21 protein-coding genes are annotated in these 18,450 nt (G+C 62.1%); 9 read left to right on the top strand and 12 right to left on the bottom strand.

The genetic code is table 11. From position 1 onward, the window contains the following. Positions 1 to 135 precede the first annotated feature (135 nt). From ACN6NG_RS20230 to ACN6NG_RS20210, 5 genes are all read left to right on the top strand, one after another. Positions 136 to 423 (top strand): hypothetical protein, encoded by a 288-nt coding sequence (locus ACN6NG_RS20230; protein WP_474315760.1) that lies wholly within the window; start codon positions 136 to 138, stop codon positions 421 to 423. A 97-nt stretch (positions 424 to 520) separates the two neighbouring features. Then, positions 521 to 925: a TraR/DksA family transcriptional regulator gene (locus ACN6NG_RS20225; RefSeq protein ID WP_016485822.1), complete on the top strand. Its 405-nt coding sequence runs from the start codon at positions 521 to 523 to the stop codon at positions 923 to 925. Positions 926 to 1,103: 178 nt separating this feature from the next. After that, positions 1,104 to 1,298 carry a hypothetical protein gene (locus ACN6NG_RS20220; protein ID WP_049276091.1) on the top strand — a complete coding sequence of 65 codons (195 nt, stop codon included), beginning with the start codon at positions 1,104 to 1,106 and terminating at the stop codon, positions 1,296 to 1,298. A gap of 345 nt (positions 1,299 to 1,643) precedes the next feature. Then, positions 1,644 to 2,114, top strand: a complete 471-nt coding sequence (locus tag ACN6NG_RS20215) for a hypothetical protein (RefSeq protein ID WP_016500631.1) — start codon at positions 1,644 to 1,646, stop codon at positions 2,112 to 2,114. After that, entirely contained in the window at positions 2,111 to 2,323 is a 213-nt protein-coding gene (locus tag ACN6NG_RS20210) for a hypothetical protein (RefSeq protein ID WP_197899487.1), read from the top strand. The genes ACN6NG_RS20215 and ACN6NG_RS20210 overlap by 4 nt, the downstream gene beginning before the upstream one ends. Before the next feature lie 12 nt (positions 2,324 to 2,335). Here ACN6NG_RS20210 and ACN6NG_RS20205 read toward each other — a convergent pair whose 3' ends face one another. The 7 genes from ACN6NG_RS20205 to ACN6NG_RS20175 all read right to left on the bottom strand — a co-directional run bounded on the left by ACN6NG_RS20205 (position 2,336) and on the right by ACN6NG_RS20175 (position 9,493). Next, entirely contained in the window at positions 2,336 to 2,701 is a 366-nt protein-coding gene (locus tag ACN6NG_RS20205) for a Na+/H+ antiporter subunit G (RefSeq protein WP_063425337.1), read from the bottom strand. Beyond that, complete coding sequence (locus ACN6NG_RS20200) at positions 2,698 to 2,976, bottom strand: K+/H+ antiporter subunit F (RefSeq protein ID WP_003250109.1); 279 nt, start codon at positions 2,974 to 2,976, stop codon at positions 2,698 to 2,700. Before ACN6NG_RS20200 ends, ACN6NG_RS20205 begins: the two co-directional genes overlap by 4 nt. Beyond that, positions 2,973 to 3,461, bottom strand: coding sequence for a Na+/H+ antiporter subunit E (locus ACN6NG_RS20195; RefSeq protein ID WP_016500628.1), 489 nt, complete (start codon positions 3,459 to 3,461; stop codon positions 2,973 to 2,975). The genes ACN6NG_RS20200 and ACN6NG_RS20195 overlap by 4 nt, the downstream gene beginning before the upstream one ends. Further along, the gene (locus ACN6NG_RS20190; RefSeq protein ID WP_063425339.1) at positions 3,458 to 5,137 is read right to left on the bottom strand and encodes a monovalent cation/H+ antiporter subunit D; all 1,680 of its coding nucleotides are present in this window, start codon (positions 5,135 to 5,137) and stop codon (positions 3,458 to 3,460) included. Before ACN6NG_RS20190 ends, ACN6NG_RS20195 begins: the two co-directional genes overlap by 4 nt. After that, a complete protein-coding gene (locus ACN6NG_RS20185) occupies positions 5,134 to 5,478 on the bottom strand; it encodes a Na+/H+ antiporter subunit C (RefSeq protein WP_003250128.1) in 345 nt (114 codons plus the stop codon). Before ACN6NG_RS20185 ends, ACN6NG_RS20190 begins: the two co-directional genes overlap by 4 nt. Then, a complete protein-coding gene (locus ACN6NG_RS20180) occupies positions 5,478 to 8,393 on the bottom strand; it encodes a monovalent cation/H+ antiporter subunit A (protein WP_016500626.1) in 2,916 nt (971 codons plus the stop codon). Before ACN6NG_RS20180 ends, ACN6NG_RS20185 begins: the two co-directional genes overlap by 1 nt. Positions 8,394 to 8,542: 149 nt before the next feature. Beyond that, positions 8,543 to 9,493, bottom strand: a complete 951-nt coding sequence (locus tag ACN6NG_RS20175; protein WP_474315750.1) for a DMT family transporter — start codon at positions 9,491 to 9,493, stop codon at positions 8,543 to 8,545. Between the two features lie 83 nt (positions 9,494 to 9,576). Between ACN6NG_RS20175 and ACN6NG_RS20170 the strand changes: the two genes are divergently transcribed. Next, positions 9,577 to 10,140 (top strand): helix-turn-helix domain-containing protein, encoded by a 564-nt coding sequence (locus ACN6NG_RS20170; protein ID WP_049276084.1) that lies wholly within the window; start codon positions 9,577 to 9,579, stop codon positions 10,138 to 10,140. Between the two features lie 163 nt (positions 10,141 to 10,303). Here ACN6NG_RS20170 and ACN6NG_RS20165 read toward each other — a convergent pair whose 3' ends face one another. Next, positions 10,304 to 10,852, bottom strand: coding sequence for a cysteine hydrolase family protein (locus ACN6NG_RS20165; RefSeq protein WP_049276083.1), 549 nt, complete (start codon positions 10,850 to 10,852; stop codon positions 10,304 to 10,306). Between the two features lie 141 nt (positions 10,853 to 10,993). On the opposite strand from ACN6NG_RS20165, the gene ACN6NG_RS20160 reads away from it, so the two are divergent. Beyond that, a complete protein-coding gene (locus tag ACN6NG_RS20160) occupies positions 10,994 to 11,374 on the top strand; it encodes an antibiotic biosynthesis monooxygenase (RefSeq protein WP_059396123.1) in 381 nt (126 codons plus the stop codon). Here the strand turns inward: ACN6NG_RS20160 and ACN6NG_RS20155 are convergent. Further along, positions 11,353 to 12,123: an alpha/beta hydrolase family protein gene (locus ACN6NG_RS20155; RefSeq protein ID WP_049276080.1), complete on the bottom strand. Its 771-nt coding sequence runs from the start codon at positions 12,121 to 12,123 to the stop codon at positions 11,353 to 11,355. The genes ACN6NG_RS20160 and ACN6NG_RS20155 overlap by 22 nt on opposite strands. Then, positions 12,107 to 13,225, bottom strand: a complete 1,119-nt coding sequence (locus ACN6NG_RS20150; RefSeq protein ID WP_474315744.1) for a DUF3182 family protein — start codon at positions 13,223 to 13,225, stop codon at positions 12,107 to 12,109. Before ACN6NG_RS20150 ends, ACN6NG_RS20155 begins: the two co-directional genes overlap by 17 nt. Positions 13,226 to 13,445: 220 nt before the next feature. On the opposite strand from ACN6NG_RS20150, the gene ACN6NG_RS20145 reads away from it, so the two are divergent. Then, positions 13,446 to 15,254, top strand: a complete 1,809-nt coding sequence (locus ACN6NG_RS20145; protein ID WP_063425341.1) for an aminopeptidase P family protein — start codon at positions 13,446 to 13,448, stop codon at positions 15,252 to 15,254. A gap of 115 nt (positions 15,255 to 15,369) precedes the next feature. Then, a complete protein-coding gene (locus tag ACN6NG_RS20140; protein WP_169725178.1) occupies positions 15,370 to 16,680 on the top strand; it encodes an IS4 family transposase in 1,311 nt (436 codons plus the stop codon). Positions 16,681 to 16,732: 52 nt separating this feature from the next. Here the strand turns inward: ACN6NG_RS20140 and ACN6NG_RS20135 are convergent, their stop codons facing one another. Together ACN6NG_RS20135 and rhtA are read right to left on the bottom strand one after the other, a co-directional pair. After that, positions 16,733 to 17,014, bottom strand: coding sequence for a hypothetical protein (locus ACN6NG_RS20135; protein WP_049276076.1), 282 nt, complete (start codon positions 17,012 to 17,014; stop codon positions 16,733 to 16,735). 194 nt (positions 17,015 to 17,208) lie between these two features. Next, positions 17,209 to 18,096, bottom strand: coding sequence for a threonine/homoserine exporter RhtA (gene rhtA / locus ACN6NG_RS20130; protein ID WP_063426608.1), 888 nt, complete (start codon positions 18,094 to 18,096; stop codon positions 17,209 to 17,211). Between the last annotated feature and the right edge of the window lie 354 nt (positions 18,097 to 18,450).

Here is an 18,450-nt window from a genome sequence, read left to right as displayed (position 1 = left end):
AAAAGTAACCAAAAAACGCTGCGCTCCGATCATCCGGCCCCTGCGCTGCGCTCCGGGGTTCCCTCACTCCGGCCTCGCTCCCGGGAGGACCGCGCTGCAGGCCCCATCCTGGGGCCCAGCGCTTGACAGGCATCCATGCCCGTCACCTCCCTTCGCAAGGCCTGCGTTCGGCCTCCTGAAGTCGCGAAGATCAAAAGCAAGATCAAGATCAAGATCAAGATCAAGATCAAGATCAAGGTCAAGATCAAGGTCAAGATCAACAGCCGCTGGGGCGGGCGGGGGCGCGGTTGGAATTACAGTTTACTGAAGGCACAGAAGCGCAGCCGCAGTGCCGACCGGCGGATTGTAAGCACTGGAAGCAAATTTGCACCCAATTGCAGTTGCTCCACGCGACGTGGCGCCTTAGACTGCCGCCCCCTGTAAAAGAGTGCCGGTTGGCGCTTGAAAATTTCCGCTGCCGATGCCAAGGCGTCGGCGGCACCCGAATCGCCCCAATGCACATTTTTTCATAGAGAAATCGATGACCAAGGAACAGTTGCTGGCCATGTCGGCCGATGACTACATGAACGCTGACCAGCTGGCTTTCTTCACTGGCCTGCTGCAGTCGATGAAAGTCGAAACCCATGAACGCATCGAGCTCAGCCGTGCCACCATCGAAGGCCTGGACACTCCGTCGGACCCTGCCGATGTGGCGTCGGTCGAAGAAGAGCGTAGCTGGCTGGTCAATGCCATCGACCGCGACCAGCGCCTGCTGCCTCAGCTGGAAATGGCGCTGGACCGTATCTCCGACGAGAGCTTCGGCTGGTGCGATGACAGCGGTGAGCCAATTGGCCTGAAGCGCCTGCTGATCAGCCCGACCACCAAGTACTGCATCGAAGCGCAAGAGCGCCACGAGCAGCTCGACCGCCACCAGCGCCAGGTATAAATCCGCGCGCGGTGCCAAGCCCCACGGAGCAATCCCTGGGGCTTTTTGTGTTTTTTGCTGATACCGGTTTTGTTGTCCCGAACGTAACAGTGCTGTACCGCGAAGCGCTGTTTTCTCCCGGCGGGCAGGCGTATCATAACGCTATCGTTAGGGTGCTAACTAAGTGCCGGAGGGCATGATGAATAGCCGGGTCGATGTAGCCGTGATGATAGGTTCGGGAGTGCCAGCCACCTTGCAGGCGCTGGGTAAACGCATCTGTTGGGTGGTGCTGGTCAATGGCGAGCGTCGGGGCACCGCCTTCGCCACGCGTGCAGAGGCACTTGAATGCCAAGCTGCCTGGCAGCAGCAACTGAAGAAAGGCCTGGCCGCCTGAAATTGTTTTTTGCCTCTCGACGGGTTTCGGTGTTTTCGGGCATATTTGTCCTACGGTAATACGCACGTGGATGCCAGGGCTTGTCTACTTGCAGGCTTACCCCCATGGTTGCGTTTTCTGGTAAGTGATCTCAGGCATCACGCTTCCCAAGTCGGGAATGAGCCAAACGCCTTCGTTTGAGGGCGAATCTGGCAAACCAGAGTAAAGATTCCTGCACGCTGCATCGTCAGCGGGCACAGACATTTCGCATATCGCTTTATTACTCTTTTCGCCTATCGATAAGAAATGGCCGTGCCTCCCCGAGCTTGGGAGAGGGCGGGTTGTAACCGGTTGAGGATTACTTCATTGGCAGTCAGCACACTTGATACCCATGCGTTGTTCGCCTTGGGCGACTTGCGCGGTAAATTGGCCCAGCTGTTCCAGGGGCGTTTTATCTACGTTACCGAACAAACACCCGAAGGCCTTTACATGGCCGAAATCGACACCGAAGAAGCATTGGTGGTCGATGACAAGCAGCGCCTTGAATTGAAAGTCGGCGATCACTTCCGCGCTGCGGTGTTGCCCAGCCGTGAAGGTGGCAAGCTGGAAATGCGCTTTCGCGAAATCAAACTGAATGTGTATGGCGTGGGCGATTATGCCTTCGTGTCGGTACCCGAGGGTGAGGGCATCGTGTTGCGCGAGGGGCATGGCGTGATGCTGGTTTTCGCCGCGCAACAGCAGGTTCAGGAAGGCTTGGGCAAATTGCTCAAGGCGGTGACCGGCAAGGTTGCCAAATGGCGCAAGGGCGAGTTGACCACCTTCAAGGCCAGTGAATGACCGACAGTGGCGGTGCGCCTGTCACGCGTGTCGAGTTTCATAGACAGCACCAGGCAGATGCCGTGGCCGAGGCCGAACGTTTGCTGGCCAGGCGTGGGGAGCTGCAAGGCGCCTGGTTGCACTGGGTGGCGGGTGAGTTGTACCGGCTCGGTCCGCCCCCTTATGCCGCCATGGTACGGCGGGAGCTGCAGCGCCTCAGCCAAGGGTGAGGCGGCGGCCCTTCAGTTGCCCCGGTCGCGGCCGCTGCTGACTTCTTCAGGCACTGGCTCTTTCGACATGCGCTTGCGAAACAACGCCGCCCGGGCCAGCAGCAGCGTGGTCACTGGCACGGTGATCGACAGCAGGATGGGAATCAGCCAGGCGTGCAGTACCGGTGCTTCCTTGAGCCATGAGAAGTAGATGATCGAAGCCAGCGCTACGCACCAGGCGCCAATGGTCGACGCCAGCGCTGGCGGGTGCATGCGCTGGAAGTAATCCTTCAGGCGCACCAGGCCTATTGCACCGACCAGGGCGAACAGGCTGCCGGTCAGCAGCAGCGCGGCGGTGACCACTTCCAGCCAGAAGGGCAGTACCAGGGGTTCGGTCATTCGATCACCTCACCGCGCAGCAGGAACTTGGCCAGGGCAAACGAGCCGACGAAGCCGAACAGCGCAATCAGCAGGGCACCTTCGAAGTAGGTGTCACTGGCATAACGGATACCCAGCACCAGCATGGTCAGCATGGCCAGGATGTACAGGTAGTCCAGCGCCAGCACCCGGTCCTGGGCGGACGGGCCACGGAACAGCCGGATCAGCGCCAGGCCCATGGCCAAGGCGAAGATGAACAGGCTGGCAAGGACAGCATTGGCGAGCAGGCCTGTCATTGGAATATCTCCATCAGCGGGCGTTCATAGGTGTCCTTGAAGTGCTGGATAAAGGCCGCCTCATCGTCCAGGTCGAACACATGCAGCAGCAATACGCTGCGGTCCAGCGCCAGCTCGGACCAGACCGTGCCGGGCACTACCGTAGTGATCATCGACAGTGCCGCCAGCCCATGTGCATCGTGCAGGGCCAACGGAATGTGCACGAACGCCGAGCGTGGTGGTTGCTTGCCAGCACGCAGCACGCCACGGGCAACCAGCAGGTTGGACAGGATCACATCGATGCCTACCCGGCCTATCAGCCGGGCGATGACCATTGGTCGACGCACGTGGGCATGCTGTGGGCGCAGTGGCGCCATCAGCAGTGGCGCCAGCACGCCAAGTGCGGCGCCCAGCAACAGGTTGCCGGGGCTGACCGAGAGGTTCAGCAGCAGCCACAGGCCGAACAGCGAAACCGATAGCAGCGGGGCGGGGAACAGTCGGTTCATGGCTGCACCTGGATGTCGAGCGAGGTGGGGCCAGGCATCGGCCGGGCGGCCATCACGGCTTCAATGTAGGCATCGGGGGCCTGCAGGCTGGCGGCGGTGTCCTGGGTGTAGCGCAGCAACGGCTCGGCCTTGAGGCTGAGGATGATGCACAGGCCGAGCAGGATGACGATTGGCAGGCACTCATAGCGGCGCAGCACCGGCGACGGGCGCTCCTCGGGCTTCCAGAAACGCTGGATGCCGACGCGGCCAAAGGCGATCAGCGAGGCCATGCCGGACAGGATCAGCAGCGCCACCAAGCCCCAGCCCGCCGCACTCAGCGGCTGCTCGGCCGGCACGCCCAGCCCCTGCGGGTTGAACAGTGCGCTGATCAGGTTGAGCTTGCCGACGAAGCCCGACAACGGCGGCATGCCGATGATCAGCAAGGCGCAGGCGATGAAGCTGAGGCCGAGGAAAGCCATGGTCCACGGGATGATCTGGCCGATCACCACCTTCTGCTCGTCGTCGAGGTTGATGCCCTTGGGTGGGTGCAACGACTCCAGCGGTGGCGGCATGGCGTCTTCCTCCTCGTCCAGCGGCACTTCGTTGGCCGAGCGCGAGCGTTCGACCAGTTCGGCGAGCAGGAACAGCGCGCACAGCGCCAGGGTCGAGTTGACCAGGTAGAACAGCGCCGCACCCGTCAGCGCCGACTGGGCAAAGCCGACGGCGCCAAGCAGGGTGCCGGCCGAGACCAGGATGCTGAGCGCCGCCATGCGTTCCAGGCGTTGTGCCGCCAGGATCGACACTGCTGCCACTGCCAGGGTGACCAGGCCACCGTACACCAGCCATTCGCCACCGAAATGCGCCGAGGCCCCGGCCTGCCCGGAGAACAGCAGGGTCCACAGGCGCAGCAGGGCGTACAGGCCGACCTTGGTCATGATGGCGAACAACGCAGCTACCGGCGCGCTGGCCGAGGAGTAGGCCGGCACCAGCCAGAAGTTCAGCGGCCAGATACCGGCCTTGACCAGGAAGGCCATGGCCAGGATTGCCGCACCGGCATGCAGCAGGCCACGGTCGGCCTCCGGTACCAGTGGGATCTTCAGCGCCAGGTCGGCCATGTTCAGGGTACCGGTTACCCCATACAGCATTGCCGCGCCGATCAGGAACAGCGACGAGGCGAACAGGTTGATGGCGATGTAGTGCAGGCCGGCACGTACCCGCGCACGCCCCGAACCATGTAGCAGCAAGCCATAGGAAGCTGCCAGCAGCACCTCGAAGAACACGAACAGGTTGAACAGGTCAGCGGTGAGAAAGGCGCCGTACAGGCCCATCAGCTGAATCTGGAACAGCGCATGGAAGCTGGCCCCGGCCCCGTCCCAGCGGGCGCGGGCAAACAACAGGGCGCTAAAGCCGATGATCCCGGTGAGGGTCAGCAGCAGCGCCGACAGGTGGTCCACCACCAGGACGATCCCGAACGGTGCAGGCCAGTTGCCCGGCAGGTAGACGCCGATCGACTCCGCCTGGCCCTGGGTGCGCACCCACAGCAGCAGGCTGACCGCGACGGCCAGGCCGGCGAAGGTCGACAGCAGGTTGAGGCGGGCCTTGATACGCCGGTGTTTCTCCCCCAGCAACAACATCACGGCTGCCGTTACCAGTGGCAGCAGGATGGGCGCGACAATCAGTTGGCTCATGCCATTCATTCGTCACGCTCCCGGCCATCCACGTGGTCGGTACCGGTCAGGCCGCGCGAGGCCAGCAACACCACCAGGAACAGCGCGGTCATGGCAAAGCTGATGACGATGGCCGTCAGCACCAGGGCTTGGGGCAACGGGTCGGTGTAGTGCAGCAGGTCCTGGGTGACGCCATCCTTGATGATCGGTTCCTTGCCGATGAACAGGCTGCCCATGCTGAAGATGAACAGGTTCACGCCGTACGACAGCAGGCACAGGCCCATGATCACCTGGTAGGTCCGAGGGCGCAGGATCAGCCACACCCCCGAGGCGGCCAGCACGCCGATGGCGACTGCAATGACTTCTTCCATCAGGCGGCTCCTGCTTGGCTGGTTTTCGATGAATTGCCCGGGCGGTAGGCGCGCACCGACTGGTGCGCCAGGGCAGTGAGGATCAGCAGGGTCGAGCCGACCACCACGGTGTACACGCCAACATCGAAGAACAGCGCGCTGGCCACGTGCACATCTCCGAGCAACGGCAGGTGCAAGTGGGCGGTATGGGTGGTCAGGAACGGGTAGCCCAGCAGCATGGCACCGACCCCTGTCAGGGTGGCGCACAGCAAACCGGTGCCCATCCAGCGCAGTGGGCGCAGGCTCATCTGCGCCTCTACCCACTGGGTGCCAGCCACCATGTACTGCAGGATGAACGCCACCGACATCACCAGGCCGGCGACGAAGCCGCCACCTGGCTGGTTGTGGCCACGCATGAACAGGTACATCGACACCAGCAGGGCGATGGGCAGCAGCAGGCGCACCAGCACCGCAGGCACCATCATGAAGCCCAGGGCGGTGTCGGTGGCATGCCGCGGGTTGATCAGGTCGGTGACCACATCAGGCGCGAGCTGGCGTTGTTGCGCCGGCAACTGCATGCTTTCTTTCGGCGGGCGGAAGCGTCGCAGCAGGGCGAACACGGTCAGCGCCACGGCCACCAGCACGGTGATTTCACCGAGGGTGTCGAAGCCGCGGAAGTCGACCAGCATGACATTGACCACGTTGGTGCCGCCGCCTTGGGGCAGCGCCCGGCTCAGGTAGAACGAGGAAATGTCGTTGGGCGTCGGCCGGGTCAGCATCGCGTAAGACAGCACGGCCATGCCGCCACCCACCAGCACTGCCAGTAGCAGGTCGCGCAGACGGCGCATGCGCGCGCGTTCCAGGCTGCCCGGTAGCGGCGATACGCCTTCGATACGCCGTGGCAGCCAGCGCAGGCCCAGCAGGATCAGCACCGTGGTGACCACCTCCACCACCAGCTGGGTCAGGGCCAGGTCGGGTGCGGAAAACCAGACAAAGGTAATGCAGGTCATCAGGCCGCAGACACTGACCATGATCAGTGCCGCGAGGCGGTGGTACTTGGCCTGGTAGGCGGCGCCGATGGCGCAGGCAATGGCGATCAGCCACAGCGCGACGAACACGCCCGAACCCGGAATCTTGGGCCTGTCGCCCCAGCTGAGCCCGCTGTACAGCATGGGCGTGAGGCCGGCGAGGAAGGCGGCGAGCACCAGCATGAACAGTTGTGCCTGGAGGCGGCGGGTGGTGAAAAGGCGCTCGACGTGCCGGGCCAGCAACATCAGGTGCACCTGGCCGTGCTCGAACAGGCGTTTGCCATTGAAACGTTCGATCACCGGTGGGTACGGGAAGCGGCCCAGGCGCAGTTGCTTGCGCAGCAGCAGGTACAGCACGATGCCGCCGCTCATGGCCACCAGGCTCATGATCAGGGGCGCGTTCCAGCCATGCCAGATTGCCAGGCTGTACTCTGGCAGGGTACCGCCTACTACCGGGAGGGCTGCGGCGGCCAGCAGCGGGCCGACCGACTGGGCGGGGAAGATGCCCACCACCAGGCAGGTGAGTACCAGCAGTTCGACCGGCGCACGCATCCAGCGTGGCGGTTCGTGCGGGGTGTGGGGCAGGTCCTGCGCAGTGGGGCCGAAGAACACATCTACGGTAAAGCGCAGGGCATAGGCCACGCTGAAGGTACCGGCCAGTGTGGCGATCACCGGCAGCGTTGCTTCGACCCAGGCGGTAGAACTGATGAACACCGTTTCGGCAAAGAACATTTCCTTGGACAGGAAACCGTTCATCAGCGGCACGCCGGCCATGGAGGCGCTGGCCACCATGGCCAGGGTGGCGGTGTAGGGTACCAGGCGGATCAGGCCGCTGAGACGGCGGATGTCACGGGTGCCGCTCTCGTGGTCAATGATGCCGGCGGCCATGAACAGCGAGGCCTTGAAGGTGGCGTGGTTGAGGATGTGGAACACCGCCGCGACCGCGGCCAGCGGGCTGTTCAGGCCCAGCAGCAGGGTAATCAGGCCCAGGTGGCTGATGGTCGAATAGGCCAGCAGGCCTTTGAGGTCGTTCTGGAACATGGCGGCGAAGGCGCCGAGCAGCAGGGTGAGGGCGCCGGCACCGCCGACGATCCAGAACCACTCTTCGCTGCCCGACAGCACCGGCCAGAAGCGCGCCAGCAGGAACACCCCGGCTTTGACCATGGTGGCAGAGTGCAGGTAGGCCGATACCGGGGTGGGCGCTGCCATGGCATGGGGCAGCCAGAAGTGGAAGGGGAACTGTGCGCTTTTGCTCAGGGCGCCGATGAGGATCAGGGGCAGCAGCACCGGGTACAGCGCATGCTGGCGGATGGTGTCGCCGGCAGCCAGGACCTTGTCCAGGTCATAGCTGCCGACCACATGGCCGAGCAGCAGGGCACCCACCAGCAGGCACAAGCCACCTGCGCCGGTCACCATGAGCGCCATGTAGGCGCCACGCCGGGCGTCTGCGCGGTGGTGCCAGTAGCCGATCAGCAGGAAGGAGAACAGGCTGGTCAGTTCCCAGAAGAACACCAGCTGGATCAGGTTGCCGGAAATGACCAGGCCGAGCATGGCGCCCATGAAGGCCAGGAAGAAGGCGAAGAAACGCGGCACCGGGTCCTGTGGCGACATGTAGTAGCGCGCATACAGCGACACCAGCGTGCCGATGCCCAGCACCAGCAGCGAGAACAGCCAGGCAAAGCCGTCCATGCGCAGTACCAGGTTCAACCCCAGGCTGGGCAGCCAGAGGAATTCTTCGCGAATCACGCCCCCGTGGGCAATTTGAGGGTACAGCAGTGCTACCTGGACGGTGCCGACCAGGGCCACGAGCCCGGCGAGAATGGACTCGGCGTTACGTGCGTTGTGCGGCAGCACGGCTGCCAGGCAACTGCCCACGAACGGCAGAAGCAATAGCACTATCAATGACATAGGGGCCTATTCTGGAGAAGTTTGCAAAGATCATACGTGCCGGGGAAGTGATCACCAACACGCAAGCTGTCGCAGAATCCTACAAACAGGCTGTGACAAGCTGTTTTTTTTTAACAGTTTTTTACAAAGCATAGTCGCTGTTGTCAGCTTTACAGGCCAGTCTGGCGCTCGCCTTCACTCTGGACGTCGTGTGCTTCGACGGTTTCGCGGGGGCGGCGTACCTTGAGCTCGCTGACCACCACCGCGATCACGATCAGCAGGCCACCGAGCAGCGCCACGCCCGGCAGGCGTTCGCCGGCGATGCGCCCGACGATCCCGGCCCACACCGGTTCACCGGCATAAATGAGGGTGGCGCGGGTGGGCGAGACCGACTTCTGCGCCCAGTTCATGGCCACCTGGATCACCGCGCTCATGGCACCCAGGCCTATTGCGCTGGCCAGCAGCAGCCAGGAAAAGTCGGGGATGCGCTCCTGGGTCGGCACGATCATCAGGAACGCCAGCAGCGAAGCGGTCGCCAGTTGCACCACGGTGACCCGGCGCACATCGACCTGGCCGGCGTAACGGCTGATCAGAATGATTTCGGCGGCGATCGCGACGGCGCTGACCAGGGTAACCACCTCGCCCTCGCTGAAGTGCAGGCTGCCGCCTTCCGGCCCGGCCAGCAGCATCAGACCGATGAATGCCAGGCAAATGCCGATGCTGGGTATCAGGCCAGGCCGGCGGCCCAGCACCAGCCACTGCAACAGCGGCACGAACGGCACGTACAACGCAGTGATGAACGCCGACTGGCTGCTGCTGATGGTCTGCAGACCCATGGTTTGCAGGCCGTAGCCGAGCATGATCGACACGCCTATCAGCATGCCGGCTTTGAGCTCGGTGAAGGTCAGCCCGGGCAACGCCCGCGCCGAAACCACGCCCACGAACAGCGCTGCCGCAGCGAAGCGCAGGCCGACGAAGAACATCGGACCGCTGACGGTCATTACGTTATGCACCAGCAGGAAGGTGCCGCCCCACAACATGGTGATGAACACCAGCACCAGTTCTGCCTTGCTCAGGCGAAAGGTAACGGCGCGGGTGGGTGTGTTGCGGGCCTGGCTCATGGTCTTGCGCACTCGGAGGGGGCGGCGCACAATCGCCGCAAAGTGGGCAGTATACTGCGCAATCTCTATCGGTGAGCAATATAGTGCACAAAGATACTTCGCATCGGGCATCGGTGCTGCAACATGTAAGCCTCAACGTACGCAGCCTGCGCCATGCTTCCGGGTTGAGCCAGACAGCGTTGGCCGAGCGCTCAGGGGTCAGCCGGCGCATGCTGGTGGCAATCGAGGCGGGCGAGAAGAATGTCAGCCTGACCACCCTCGACCTGATCGCCGAGGCTTTGGGGGTGGCTTTCAGCACCTTGATCCAGGCACCGGACCAGCGTGACCCCGGGCGCATCGAGGAACTGGCCTGGGCCGGTGAATACCCGCAGAGCAAGGCCGTGCTGCTGGGTAGCAGTGCGGCACGGCGTGAGGTGGAGCTTTGGGAGTGGACCCTGGCACCGGGCGAGTGCTATTCCAGCGAGGCTGATGCCGAAGGCTGGAGCGAGCAGATCTATGTGGCAGAAGGGCAACTGACGCTGGTCATTGAAGGGGTTGAGCATCGGCTGCTGGTGGGGCAGTTCCATGTGTTCCCTAGCAACTGCCAGTATGCCTACCGTAACGATGGGGTGGTGGCAGTGCGTTTCGTGCGTAATGTGGTGATCTGAGTTTGCAAGCGTTGGGGCTGCTGTGCAGCCCATCGCGATACAAGGCCGCTTCCACAGGGATCGCTTACGGTTCTTGCTTGCGCATTACCTGTGGGAGCGGCCTCGCCGGGGCGCCGGACCGGTCGGAAAGGGGCGCAAAGCGCCCCCTAAGCTCTGATGCCGATCAGTTCTTCAGCAGCTCATCGGTCTTCACCACCGACGCATAGGCAAACGCCAAGGCTGCCATCGCCGAATCATGCACCTGCGCCGCCGGCACCTGCTTGCCGTCGAACTCCAGCGGCAGGGTAGCGCAGGCATCGTGCGCCACGGTCACCGTGTAGCCCAGGTCGGCTGCGGCACGGGTAGCGGCATCGATGCACATGTGGCTCATGCTGCCAACGATGGTCAAGGCTTCCACGCCATGTCGGTCCAGCGTGTTCTCAAGGTCGGTACCGAGGAAGGCGTTGACCTTGTGCTTGAGCACCACCGGCTCACCTGCCACCGGCTCGACCTTGGCGTGGATGGCCGCACCCTGCGAACCGGGTGCGAAAAATGGCGCATCGGCGCTGTCGAATTCATGCCGCACATGGACCACCAGGTCGCCGCGCTGGCGTGCCGCCGCCAGCAGCCTGGCGGCGTTGTCGGCCGCCTGGTCGGCGCCATCGAGGGCCCACTTGCCGCCTGGGAAGTAGTCGTTCTGGATGTCGATGATGATCAGCGCCTGCTTGCTCATGCTGCCTCCTGTGGCAGTAGTTGTCGGGAGACGTTAGTTATAGGCTGTTTGCACGGGCAGAAACCACTTGACCTTGACTTTGCTTGAGGTTTTACCCTGCTCGGCATCGCCAAGCATGCGTCCGTAACCAGGAGAACGTCGATGTCGGCAAACCCTCATGCGCTGTGGTTCACCCAGATGATCGAATACGAAGTGCCCAGCCTGTGCCAGCAAGCGCTGGCCCAGGCGCTGGTGGTGCGCAGCGAGGCGCTGGCCACGCGCTGCGAAGGGCTGCAGGGTGTCAGCATCCAGGCCAGTGACGATGGCAGCCGGGTGTTGCAGTACCTGCAATGGCAATCTCGTCAGGCGTGGGCGGCGGCGGCCGTGCACTTCGTCGAGGAGTCTTTCCTTGAACTGCTGGGCCAGCATCAGGCGCGGGGCGTCAACTTTGCCGCCTACCAGACCTTGCGCAGCCTGGTGCGTGGCGCTGATGGTGGCCTGCAGTGCGAGGTGGGTGAGCCTCAGGCATACCAGGGGGCGTAGTGCGGGTAGCGGTCCAGGCGGGCACCGATCACCATTTCGCTGATCCACGCCGCCAGGATCGAACTGTAGGCTTTCTGGCTCGCTTCGCTGGACAACGCGTGGTCGGCACCGTCGACGATGCGATGGGTAAGTGAGTGGGCGCTGACGAATGCCGAACGGTAGCTCATCAGCGTACTGTGCGGCACGTAGTCGTCCTGCTCGGACTCTACCAGCAACACATCACCGGCGAATTCTGCGCACGCCGCCAGCGCGCGATTGTCTGCCGGGCCTAGCGATTGCTGGCGGTAGGCGTTCAGGCGTTGGCGGTCGAGGGTTTGCTTGGGGGTGTTCCATTCGTCGTCCCAGTACATGGCCGGCACCCGCAGAGCCAGCCATTTGACTGGCCGCTCGCGGGTCAGCAAGGTTGCCAGGTATCCCCCATAGCTGCTGCCGATGATGGCGATGGCACTGCTGTCTACCGCCGGATGGCTGAGCAGCCGGTCGTAGGCCACCAGCAGGTCCTGCAGGTTCTGTTCACGGGTGACCGTCAGGCGTTGGCTTTCGGTTTTTTCGTGGCCGCGCAGGTCAAAGGTCATGCACACGCAGCCCAGCCCGGTGATGTGCCGGGCACGGGCCAGATCACGCTGCTGGCTACCGCCCCAGCCGTGGACGAAGAGGATGCCCGGCATCTTGCTGCCAGGGCTGACCAGGGTGCCGACAATGCTGTCGTTGTCGACTTGCAGTTCAACGGTTTCACTCTGAACGGCCATGTTCGCGAATCCGTGCAAATTTGCTGAGTTGTCCGAGTTCACTGTCGTTTCCTTGGTAGAAGAGGGTGGCGTCAGCGGGCAGGTCGGGGGTGCCGAACACTTCATGGGTCGACGCACGCACCCGCTGCAATGCCGGGTCATCGGCAAATGCCTGCAGGGCCAGCAGCTCGGCACTGCTGGCACCGCCCAGGCGCCAGGATTGTTCGAGCACACCGCTGCGCAGGTGGCCCTGGGGGTTCAGGCCGCGCGCGATGTCGTAGTTGCGCCGCGAGGCGATGAAACCGGGGAAGTGTTGCTCGGCAGCCTGCTCGTAGGCGATCGCCTGATTGATGGCCAGGCGCATGTAGTCTTCCAGTGGTAGTTGCAATAGCGCCTGGTAATCGCCACGTACCACCACCAGGTCGGAGCCGCCGTACACCTCGGTGCCCTGATGGTCACGGGTCAGTTGCTGGGTGCCGTGATAGCTGCAGGTCAGGCCGGCGACGCGCACCTGGCCGACGCTGAAGGTTTCTACATCGCTCAAGTCTTCTTCGAGCACCAGCCCCCACAGCGCCAGCATCTGGTCATCCATGCCCGCCAGTAGAGGCTCTAGCGCGTCCGCACTGGTGATGACCTGCTGCCCCCGGCCTGCGCAGGCCAGCACGGGCTTGACCCTCAGGGGGCCGTCGAGCAGCAGCAATTGTGCGGCGCTGCGCGCGTCGGCTTTGCTGAACACGGTATAGCCGCGCAGCAAGGCGTCGCTTGCCTGTCGGGCGAAGTCGTCGGTCCAGCCCGGCGGGAAGCTGGCCCCGGCTGGCAGTGGGTGGGAGATTGCCTTGGTCGACATGTAGGGGCATGGCACCAGGCCGCCAAACAGGTCCTGCTCGCTGCGAATGCCCAAGGTGGCAGGGTGCTTGGGATCGACGAGCGTTTCGGTAGGTAGGTAATAGTAGTTATCAGCGGCGGTGGGTGCATGAGCGGGATGGACGTGCTGGCAGCCCAGCAGGCCGGCCAGGCCATCGGCTAGCTTGAGGTGCACGGCATGCTCATGGTCAGGCGTATGATCGCGGGTATCGAGCAGCACTACGCCGGCTTTCGGTGCGCTGGCACTGGGCATGGTCATTTGCCTGTGTGCAATGAATGTACTGTGTCTGAAGCCGGTGTCCTGGGGAAGTTCAGCGGAACTTGATCGGTGGTCCTGGCCCTTTTGTAGGAAGCGTCCTGTTGGCACAGGGCGTGACGGGCAATGCATGCCGTGTCCTGGTCTTCCCGATTGCAGGGCTCTGGCGGCTGTTCCATTATCAGCGTATTGGATCAACCGTGATGTAGCCGCAGGAGAGCGCATGAACGTCCAGACCACCCTTGAGCAAAGCGTGCCACAGCGCCTGGCGCAGGTGCGCCAGGCCATGGCAGCAGGGGGCATCGATGCCTTGCTGGTACCCTCGGCCGACCCCCACCTTTCCGAATACCTGCCCGGTTACTGGCAGGGGCGCCAGTGGCTTTCGGGTTTTCACGGCTCGGTCGGCACGCTGGTAGTCACGCCCGTTTTTGCAGGGTTGTGGGTCGATAGCCGGTACTGGGAGCAGGCGGATCACGAGCTGGCCGGTAGCGGTATCGAGCTGATGAAGCTGCTGCCCGGCAAGCCCGGGGCGTTGGAGTGGCTGGGTGATAATGTCGAGCCCGATGGCAACGTCGCGGTGGATGGGGCCGTCATGGCGCTGGCGTCGGCGCGCCAGCTGGGTGAGCGGCTCAAGGCCCGTGGGGCAAGGCTGGTGACCGACAAGGACCTGCTAGCCCAGGTCTGGGAAGGGCGCCCGGCGCTGCCCGCCAACCCGGTGTATCAGCACTTGCCGCCGCACGCCACGGTAAGCCGGGCGGAAAAGCTCGCGCAATTGCGCCAGGGCATCCAGGCCAAAGGGGCTGACTGGCACTTTATTGCAACTCTGGATGACATCGCCTGGCTGTTCAACCTGCGTGGCAGTGATGTTTCGTACAACCCGGTTTTCCTGGCCTTTGCCTTGATCAGTCAGCAGCAGGCCATTCTGTTCGTGGGCCAGGACAAGGTGGACGAGCATTTGCGTCAGGTGCTGGCGGTGGACGGCATCGAGGTGCGCAACTATAACGAGGCAGGCAACGCCCTGGCCGCTGTTCCGGTGGGGGCGCGGTTGTTGGTGGACCCTGCCCGTGTCACCTGCGGCCTGCTGGGCAACCTGGCGGCAGAGGTGGTGCTGGTCGAGGGGCTCAACCCTACCACCCTGAGCAAATCCTGCAAACGTGACGATGACCTGGTGCATATCCGCCATGTCATGGAGCAGGACGGTGCGGCCTTGTGCGAGTTCTTCGCCTGGTTCGAGGCCAACCTTGGCCAGGAGGTCATTACCGAGCTGACAGTTGACGAGCAATTGAGTGCCGCACGTGCCCGGCGCCCGAACTTCGTGTCGCTGAGTTTTTCGACCATTGCCGCGTTCAATGGCAATGGCGCCATGCCGCATTACCGTGCCACCGAGCAGTCGCATGCGGTAATCGAGGGTGATGGCTTGCTGCTGATCGACTCTGGCGGGCAATACCTGGGTGGCACCACCGACATCACTCGTATGGTGCCAGTCGGTAACCCCAGCCACGCACAGAAGCTGGACTGCACCCGGGTACTCAAGGGCATGATCGCCCTGTCGCGTGCCACTTTCCCGCGAGGAATACTGTCGCCGTTGCTCGACGCCATTGCCCGGGCGCCAATTTGGGCTGACCAGGTCGATTATGGCCACGGTACCGGGCATGGTGTTGGCTACTTCATGAACGTGCACGAAGGGCCCCAAGTGATTGCCTACCAGGCGACACCTGCACCGCAGACCGCGATGCAAGCGGGCATGATCAGCTCGATCGAGCCGGGTACATACCGCCCGGGGCAGTGGGGTGTCCGTATCGAGAACCTGGTGGTCAACCGTGAGGCGGGTAAGAGTGCCTTCGGCGACTTCCTGCGCTTCGAGACCTTGACGCTGTGCCCGATCGATACCCGCTGCCTGTTGCCCAAGCTGCTGGCCAAGGAAGAGGTGGAGTGGCTGAACGGCTATCACGCGAACGTGCGTGAGCGTCTGGCACCGCTGCTCAAGGGTGATGCGCTGGCCTGGCTGCAGGTGCGTACCGAGCCCCTGTAAGGGCAAATGAAAAAGGGCAGCCTGTGAGCTAATGCCAGTCAGTTAAGACTGAGACATTGACCTTTATCCCTAAGGCCGCAAAATCCGATGCTTGGAAACGAGCATCGGATTTTTTATGCGCCTGTCACAAGCCCTGTCCCTCACTCACGAAATGGCATCGCGGCCAAATGCCCTGGAGGGTCTGGGAGCGTTGCTCGATCCAGAAATCGTGAAACAAGCTTTTGAGACAGCGGGCGTCTCAACCATTCGCAAGCGTCGCCTCCCGCTTGAAAGCCTGGTGTGGTGCATTATCGGCATGGCGTTGTTTCGCCGGATGTCGGCTTGGGATGTTGTGAATCACATGGACATCATACTGCCGGGCAAGCGGCCTCTTGTGGCGCCCAGCGCGGTTGTGCAAGGGCGGCAACGGCTAGGTAGCGAAGCTGTACGTGAAGTTTTCAAGCTCACCCAACAGCGATGGCACGAAGAAACCAAGCACCCGCAGTGGTTGGGGCTGACACTACTGGGAGTTGACGGCGTCGTCTGGAGCACGCCTGACACAGCTGAAAACCGAGCGTGTTATGGCGGCGCGACCAACCAGCATGGGGATGGCGGCTTTCCTCAGGTCCGGATGGTCTGTCAGATGGAGCTGACCAGCCACTTGCTGATAAACAGCACTTTCGAGAGCTATCACAGCAGCGAAATGAAGCTGGCAGAACAGTTGATCGCCACCACCCCAAACCATTCGTTGACCCTGTTCGACAAAGGTTTCTATTCGCTGGGCTTACTGCACCACTGGCAATCGCAAGGCGAGCATCGGCACTGGCTGATCCCCTTGAAAAAGGGCACTCAGTACGAGGTAGAGCACAAGCTTGGACGCAATGATGCTGTGGTCGTGCTGCGTACCTCGCCCCAGGCTCGCAAGCAATGGCCAGGCTTGCCGCTGGAAATTCGAGCGCGGCTGCTAAGCAAAACGATCAAAGGCAAGATTGTAAGCGTGCTGACCTCCATGACCGATACCCTGCGCTTCCCAGGTGATGAGATCGTTGATCTTTACAGTCAGCGTTGGGAAATCGAGCTTGGCTACCGAGAGATCAAGCAAGGACTGTTAGGGGGTGAGTACACGTTGCGGAGCAAGACGCCGGAGATGATCGCGCAAGAGTTGTGGGGCGTGCTCTTGGGCTACAACCTGTTGCGGTATCAGATGGTGCAGATGTCGAGACAGTGCCCAGGTGTATATCCATGCGAACTGAGCTTTACCGCCTGCAGTTGGGCGATTTTAGGCTTGCTGCATGGCACATCACTCAACCATCCCGGCAATCTGCCTGGATTTTTGGCGGATCTGCAGGCATCGGCGGCGCAGTATGTTCTGCCTCATCGGCGACCGGATCGATGGTTTCCGCGGGTGGTGAAACAGCGACCAGCAAAATACCCGACCCGAAAATAAAAATGCCAGTCAGCTTAACTGACTGGCATTAGCCTGTGAGCTGCCCTTTTTTCTACTTGCAGATGACGATCATGCTGCGGCTGGTGTACCCCGCCGGGTTGATGCCGAACAAGTAGTCACCGGCTTCTTCATCGCTGTCGCCAGAACGGGCGATGACTCGGTATCCGCGCTTGCTGCAGGAGCTCTCGGCCTTGCTGTAGCAGTTGTCCCATGAGGAGGAAAGACCGGAGCAATTGATATGCAGGCCCTTCTTGCCCCTTTTGACCTCAGTCTTGGCTGTAGCGGCACATCCAGCAATAGCCAAGATGGCCAGGATGAGAAAAATACGTTTCATTCCTGTCCTTAAATGCAAAGGGGGGGATCAGCTGTCTGGCCCGGTCGTTATCGCTTCGCTTCTTCCTGAAAATATCCCCAGCGTCCGTATTCGGTCCAGTAGATAGCGTAAAGATGATGATTCTGTGACAGCTTAATCAGCGAGACGGGCGGCTACAATCACTAATCCTGTCTCAAATGAAAATATTTCTCATATCAGTCTGCTGCAACAGTTGGTGTGGGCTCCTTGCGCATGGACAAGGTAGTGCCAACCGACGCGGCGATGATTGCCCCGATCGCCAGCCATTGGGTGAGTGTCAGCACCTCGCCGAGGAACAGCAGGCCGGACAGTGCGCCGAACGCCGGTTCGATGCTCATCAAGGTGCCGAAGGTGCGTGCCGGGATACGCGTGAGGGCAACCATTTCCAGGCTGTAGGGCAGGGCGGTGGACAGTACCGCAACGGCCAGGGCCATGGGGATCAAGGCAGGTGTGAGCAGAGCGCTACCGGCGTGGGCGATACCGATGGGGGCGACGAACAGGGCGGCGACTACCACCCCCAAGGCTGCACTCTGGATACCGTGCTCGGCCCCGGCGCGTTGCCCGAACAGAATATAGAGGGCCCAGCATACACCTGCGCCCAGGGCGTAAGCAGCGCCCACCGGGTCGAGTGCCTGGCCGCTGTGGCCAGCTGGCAGCAACAGCAGCAGGCCGGCGATGGCCAAGGCAATCCACAGGAAGTCGATCGGCCGGCGCGAGGAGAAGATCGCCACTGCCAGCGGGCCGGTGAACTCCAGGGCCACGGCGATGCCGATCGGCACTGTTTGCAGGGCCATATAGAAGAGGAAGTTCATCCCGCCCAGTGCCATGCCGTAGATGACCACGTTGCGCAGGGTGGTGGCGGTCATGCGTACCCGCCATGGGCGCAATATAAGCAGCATGATGATACTGGCGAAGATCAGGCGCAGGGTGGTGGTGCCTTGTGCGCCAATGATGGGGAACATGCTTTTGGCCAGGGAGGCACCGGACTGGATCGATGCCATGGCGATAAGCAGCAAGCCGATCGGGAAGAGAGTGGCGGCCAGGCTGCGGGGCTGGGTGTTCATTTAGGTGCGGCGATCCTTGGGCGGGGTAGGGGTGAGCAATATAGTGCGCAATTGCTAGAGCGCGTGGTAGCCCTCAAGTGGATTAGCCACAAATATTTCAAATAACTGAAATTAAAGGTTGACCTGCGTAATGACGGCCCTATAATGCGCACCATTCCAGCGGGGTAGCGAAGTAAAGCTAGCCACCTGGTTGAGTCAAGTGCTTGAAGCTAAACGAGTTTCTCGGGAAAAACTTCAAAATAAACGCTTGACAGGCTCTGAGGAAAGCGTAGAATGCGCGCCTCGGTTGAGACGAAAAGCTCTTAACCAAACGCTCTTTAACAAATTGAATCAAGCAATTCGTGTGGGTGCTTG

It is taken from the genome of Pseudomonas sp. TSO6 (assembly GCF_056098905.1).
This window is presented reverse-complemented; position numbering and strand designations above follow the sequence as displayed.

Excerpts from the sequence above, each read along its gene's own strand:
- ACN6NG_RS20230 (WP_474315760.1), top strand. The coding sequence starts at position 136 with ATGCCCGTCACCTCCCTTCGCAAGGCCTGCGTTCGGCCTCCTGAAGTC.
- ACN6NG_RS20225 (WP_016485822.1), top strand. The coding sequence starts at position 521 with ATGACCAAGGAACAGTTGCTGGCCATGTCGGCCGATGACTACATGAAC.
- ACN6NG_RS20220 (WP_049276091.1), top strand. The coding sequence starts at position 1,104 with ATGAATAGCCGGGTCGATGTAGCCGTGATGATAGGTTCGGGAGTGCCA.
- ACN6NG_RS20210 (WP_197899487.1), top strand. The coding sequence starts at position 2,111 with ATGACCGACAGTGGCGGTGCGCCTGTCACGCGTGTCGAGTTTCATAGA.
- ACN6NG_RS20205 (WP_063425337.1), bottom strand. The coding sequence starts at position 2,701 with ATGACCGAACCCCTGGTACTGCCCTTCTGGCTGGAAGTGGTCACCGCC.
- ACN6NG_RS20200 (WP_003250109.1), bottom strand. The coding sequence starts at position 2,976 with ATGACAGGCCTGCTCGCCAATGCTGTCCTTGCCAGCCTGTTCATCTTC.
- ACN6NG_RS20195 (WP_016500628.1), bottom strand. The coding sequence starts at position 3,461 with ATGAACCGACTGTTCCCCGCCCCGCTGCTATCGGTTTCGCTGTTCGGC.
- ACN6NG_RS20190 (WP_063425339.1), bottom strand. The coding sequence starts at position 5,137 with ATGAATGGCATGAGCCAACTGATTGTCGCGCCCATCCTGCTGCCACTG.
- ACN6NG_RS20185 (WP_003250128.1), bottom strand. The coding sequence starts at position 5,478 with ATGGAAGAAGTCATTGCAGTCGCCATCGGCGTGCTGGCCGCCTCGGGG.
- ACN6NG_RS20180 (WP_016500626.1), bottom strand. The coding sequence starts at position 8,393 with ATGTCATTGATAGTGCTATTGCTTCTGCCGTTCGTGGGCAGTTGCCTG.
- ACN6NG_RS20175 (WP_474315750.1), bottom strand. The coding sequence starts at position 9,493 with ATGAGCCAGGCCCGCAACACACCCACCCGCGCCGTTACCTTTCGCCTG.
- ACN6NG_RS20165 (WP_049276083.1), bottom strand. The coding sequence starts at position 10,852 with ATGAGCAAGCAGGCGCTGATCATCATCGACATCCAGAACGACTACTTC.
- ACN6NG_RS20160 (WP_059396123.1), top strand. The coding sequence starts at position 10,994 with ATGTCGGCAAACCCTCATGCGCTGTGGTTCACCCAGATGATCGAATAC.
- ACN6NG_RS20155 (WP_049276080.1), bottom strand. The coding sequence starts at position 12,123 with ATGGCCGTTCAGAGTGAAACCGTTGAACTGCAAGTCGACAACGACAGC.
- ACN6NG_RS20150 (WP_474315744.1), bottom strand. The coding sequence starts at position 13,225 with ATGACCATGCCCAGTGCCAGCGCACCGAAAGCCGGCGTAGTGCTGCTC.
- ACN6NG_RS20145 (WP_063425341.1), top strand. The coding sequence starts at position 13,446 with ATGAACGTCCAGACCACCCTTGAGCAAAGCGTGCCACAGCGCCTGGCG.
- ACN6NG_RS20140 (WP_169725178.1), top strand. The coding sequence starts at position 15,370 with ATGCGCCTGTCACAAGCCCTGTCCCTCACTCACGAAATGGCATCGCGG.
- ACN6NG_RS20135 (WP_049276076.1), bottom strand. The coding sequence starts at position 17,014 with ATGAAACGTATTTTTCTCATCCTGGCCATCTTGGCTATTGCTGGATGT.
- rhtA (WP_063426608.1), bottom strand. The coding sequence starts at position 18,096 with ATGAACACCCAGCCCCGCAGCCTGGCCGCCACTCTCTTCCCGATCGGC.